General features: G+C 65.9%; 2 protein-coding genes and 1 pseudogene. 2 read left to right on the forward strand and 1 reads right to left on the reverse strand.

The features are described from left to right. Positions 1-180: 180 nt before the first annotated feature. Positions 181-1,461: an O-acetylhomoserine aminocarboxypropyltransferase/cysteine synthase family protein gene (locus tag BUC15_RS18460; protein ID WP_073191495.1), complete on the reverse strand. Its 1,281-nt coding sequence runs from the start codon at positions 1,459-1,461 to the stop codon at positions 181-183. Between the two features lie 188 nt (positions 1,462-1,649). On the opposite strand from BUC15_RS18460, the pseudogene BUC15_RS18465 reads away from it, so the two are divergent. Both BUC15_RS18465 and BUC15_RS21035 read left to right on the forward strand, forming a co-directional pair. After that, positions 1,650-2,588, forward strand: a pseudogene (locus BUC15_RS18465) (glycoside hydrolase family 20 zincin-like fold domain-containing protein); the annotation flags it as partial. Positions 2,589-2,745: 157 nt separating this feature from the next. Further along, a partial coding sequence (locus tag BUC15_RS21035; protein WP_342741754.1) for a discoidin domain-containing protein occupies positions 2,746-4,517 on the forward strand: 1,772 nt, incomplete at its 3' end.

A 4,517-nucleotide genomic window follows, 5' to 3' on the forward strand; every position in this document is an offset into this window, starting at 1 on the left:
CCTGAGATGGTCAACCACGCGACCAGCAGCACAGGCAGTGGCCGATACTCGACCCCAGACACACCAGAATCGACCACTGGCCGATTTTCCGAGCCGGAGTTGGTCACCTCCCACCCCGGAGTGCGGGTGCGTTCGACCGGATGAGGAAGCGGTGCGACCGGGGCTGGACGGTCCCGGCTCCTAAAGCTGGGCCAGCGCCTGGTCGATATCGGCGATCAGATCCGTCACGTTCTCGATGCCGACCGAGAGTCGCACCATCTCGGCGGGCACGCCGGCCGCCTCCAACTCGGAGTCGCTGAGCTGTGAGTGCGTCGTCGACGCGTTGTGGATCACCAGCGACTTCGCATCCCCGATGTTGGCCAGGTGGCTGAACAGGTTCAGCGCCTCGACGAACTTCGTCCCACCTTCGCGCCCGGCCTTGACGCCGAACGACACCAGCCCACCGAAGCCACCCCTGAGGACCCGCTTGGCGATCTCATGAGTGGCGCTGGACTCCAGCCCCGGATAGTTCACCCACGCGACCTTTGGGTGGTCCTGCAGGTACCGTGCCACGGTCAGAGCGTTGGTCGAGTGCCGTTCCATGCGAAGGTGAAGGGTCTCGATGCCCTGCAGCAACAGGAACGAGTTCAAGGGTGCGATGGCCGCACCGGTGTTGCGTAGCAGCACCGTGCGGGCACGGATGATGAACGCGGCCGGGCCCGCGGCCTCTGTCCAGACGACGCCGTGGTAGGCGTCGTCCGGCCTGGTCAGGCCCGGGAACCGGTCGGAGTGCGCCGCCCAGTCGAACTTCCCGGAGTCGACGATGACACCGCCCATCGAGTTGCCGTGCCCGCCCAGGTACTTCGTCGCGGCGTGCACGGAGACGTCGACCCCGTGGTCGAACACCTTGGTCAGGTACGGAGTCGGGACGGTGTTGTCGACGATGAACGGCAGGCCGAGGTCGTGGGCGGCCGCCGACCACGCGTCGAGGTCGATGACGTTGAGGGCCGGGTTGCCGACGGTCTCCCCGAACACCAGCTTCGTCTTCGCGTCGACGTGTCTGGCCAGATCCTCCGGCTTCGCCGGGTCGACGAACCGGGCCTCGATGCCGAACTGCGCCAGCGTGTGTGCGAAGAGCGCGAAGGTGCCGCCGTACAGCGTCGACAGAGCAACGATGTTGTCGCCGGAGTAAGTGAGGTTGAGGACCGCATACGTGACGGCGGAAGCCCCGGAGGCGGTGGCGAGCGCCCCGACACCGCCCTCGAGCGCATTGACCCTCGCCTCCAGCACCGACTGGGTCGGATTCATCATCCTCGTGTAGATGTTGCCTGGGGCCCGCAGGGCGAAAAGATCGGCGGCATGCTCGGTGTCGTCGAAGACGTAGCTGGTGGTCTGGTAGATGGGTACCGCGCGGGCATTCGTGGCCGGATCGGCGACTTCCTGGCCGGCATGCACCGCGAGGGTTTCGGGCTGGTACGTCATGGTTCCTCCTGAGTTCAGTTGCACGAAACCTAGTGCCACCGGGCCCTGATTGGGCCCCTGCCCAACTCCAGCTACATCGCGTGGTGCTCGCGGCGCTTGCACAAGTTGGGACCAATCATTGCGCCTGACCGGGTTTCCCGCCTTCAATGAGATGTTCACCCATCACCTTCAGAGGAGATTGCCGTTCAATGAAGAGCATCATCAGCATCGCCGCCGCGGCCGCACTGGTCGCCGGCGTCGTGGCCACTGGGGCACCACCCCAGCGGGCCGAGGCGGCCTCACCGCCGATCCAGACCACCACATCGGGCGCGCCGGCCACGATCCCCGCACTGGCGAACTGGACCGCTGGCGACGGCGGCTTCGAGTTCGAAGCAACGACCTCCGTCGTCGCCGCCGCGGCCCAGTCGAAGGTGGCCAGCCAACTTGCCACCGACCTCACCAATGCGCTCGAGAGCGATGTGACGGTCGAGACCTCGGGCGCGTCCAACGGCGACGTCCAGCTCAACCTCGATGCGAGCACCAAGGCCCAGTTGGGCGAAGAGGGCTACCGCGTCGTCGTGGGCGACACCATCTCCATCACGGCGGCGACTGAGGCCGGGCTCTTCTACGGTGGTCAGAGCGTCACGCAGTGGGCCGTGCAGGCCGGGCTGACCAAGTCGGTCCCCGCAGGATCGGCGACCGACGTTCCCGCCTATTCAGTGCGCGGCGCAGGCGTGTGCGCCTGCATCATCCAGATCTCGGAGGAGAAGTTCGAGGAGACCATCAAGGAGATGGCCTACTACAAGATGAACGAACTCTGGCTCGAGATCAAGGTCGAGTCCGAGTCGCTTCCGCTGGCCACCTTCTGGTCCTACTACACGCATGAGCAGGCCCAGCGGCTCTCCAAGTTCGCCGCAGATCACCATGTCCGGATCGTGGCCGAGGTCAACTCGCCCGGGCACATGGAGCCCTGGATCGCCCCGTACCCGGAGCTGCAACTGGTAAACAAGGACGGCGTTCGTCAGTCGTCGCAGCTGGACATCACCAAGCCCGAGGCACTGACCACGGTCACCACCCTCGCCGACGAGTACTTCGAGCACTTCGACACCGACTACTGGCACATGGGCGCCGACGAGTACCTCCTCGGTTCGGGTCAGCTGACCGATTTCCCGCAGTTCCTCGAGACCGCCCAGGCCAACTGGGGCCCGACGGCCAAGGAGATCGACGTCTTCATCGACTTCATCAACCAGGTCAACGGCGCACGTCAAGAGCAAGGGCAAGACCCTGCGGATCTGGAACGACGGCCTGAAGCCCTTCAACATCGTCGAACTCGACAAGGACATCATCGTCGAGTTCTGGACGCACGAGGGCCTGACCCCGACTCAGATCCTCACCCGAGGAAACGACATGGTCAACGCCGACGGACGCCTCTACTTCACCCGCAACGGCGCGTGGGGTTCCGCCGCCGCCCGCTGGAACGAGAACTGGACGCCGAATAACTTCTGGGGGCACATCGTCGATGACTCCTCGACCGAAGGCAAGGTCCTCGGCGCAAAGCCTTCACTGTGGCCGGACAACGGCCCAGGCATGACCGAGAACGAACTCTTCGCCATGGCCAACGACACGATCCACGTCGTGGCCCAGGCGACCTGGGGCAGCGCGCGTCCCGTCTCCACCTTTGCCGAGTTCACCGCCCTGACCGACGTGCTCGGCTCCGGCCCCAGTAACACCGCGGTCGACTGGACCCCGGTTCCCGCCGGGGAGTACGCCGTCAAGGCAGACTCGTCGTTCCTTACCGCCGGTAGCCCGGCCACAATCGGCTCCACAGAATCCGCCTGGACGCTGAGCACGACCACCGACGGCTACTACAAGATCGCCTCCGGCGCCTCGTGCCTGGTGATGAGCGGTGACACCACCAACACGCTCAACAGCCCCCAGCAGTTCGGTGAGATGCCGAGCATCGAGGCCTGCTCGAACACCGCCCCGGCCACGAACCTGCAGAAGTGGTGGATCAAGGAGGCACCGGGAGGCTACAACCTCATCAACGCCACGACCCAACTGCCACTCGTGGTGTCGGGCTCAGAGGTCTCACAGGAAGACCCGAACCACAGCACGGCCACCGTGTTCACCTTTGTGGGTGATGGGGTCTCCACGAGCATCGCCAACGTCGGCCGCTTCGTCGCGGGCCAGCCCGTCCGGGTCGACGTACACGTGCGCAACCTGAGCGACGTCGACGGCGCCACCAACGTCGTCGTCACCCCGAAGGTTCCCGAGGGCTGGCAGGTCTCCCCCAGCCAGATCACCGTCGGTGACATCGCACCTCAGGTGGGCCACGACTACCGGTTCACCATCACGGCCGACGCAGGCCCGGCCGCCAACACGACGATCGGGTTCGTGACCTCCTTCGTGATGGACGGTGAGAGCCGCACGAGCGAGGCATCGACCCCGGTCGTGTCCTCGTGTGCGGCTGATGTGACCAGCCCTACCGAGGTCGTCCGCGTCTCTAGTGAGCAGAACGACAGCGCTGAGCAGGCACCGGCGACCAACACCATCGACGGCAACCCGAACACGTTCTGGCACACGAAGTGGAACCCTACGGCCGACGCCCACCCGCACCAGTTGTCGGTCGGTCTCGCCAAGGATTCGGAGATCTGCGCGATCACCCTCACCCCGCGCCAGGGCGTCAGCTCAGGTGCCGCTAACGGCCAGATCAAGGACTACGACCTCTACGTCACCTCCGACCCGGATGTTGCCTCCGGCACCGACCTGGCCGCCTGGGGAACCCCCGTGCTGTCGGGTAGCCTGCCCGCCGGGCAGTCAGCGAACTGGCTGCCCCTGCCCGAGCCGGTGACCGGTCGCTACGTCCTGCTGGTGTCGAAGTCCGCCCAGGTCGCCAGCCAGCCGTGGACCACACTTGGCGAAATCTCCGTCGACCTGGCCAGCGAGGTCGCCCCGACCCCCACGCCGACGCCGACTCCCACGCCGACGCCGACTCCCACACCGACGCCGACTCCCACACCGACGCCGACTCCCACACCGACGCCGACTCCCACACCGACGCCGACTCCCACACCGAC

Origin of the sequence: Tessaracoccus bendigoensis DSM 12906 (genome assembly GCF_900141915.1) — a bacterium.
Taxonomy (GTDB): domain Bacteria; phylum Actinomycetota; class Actinomycetes; order Propionibacteriales; family Propionibacteriaceae; genus Arachnia; species Arachnia bendigoensis.

Coding starts and splice junctions, on each gene's coding strand:
- BUC15_RS18460 (WP_073191495.1), bottom strand. CDS start 1,461: ATGACGTACCAGCCCGAAACCCTCGCGGTGCATGCCGGCCAGGAAGTC.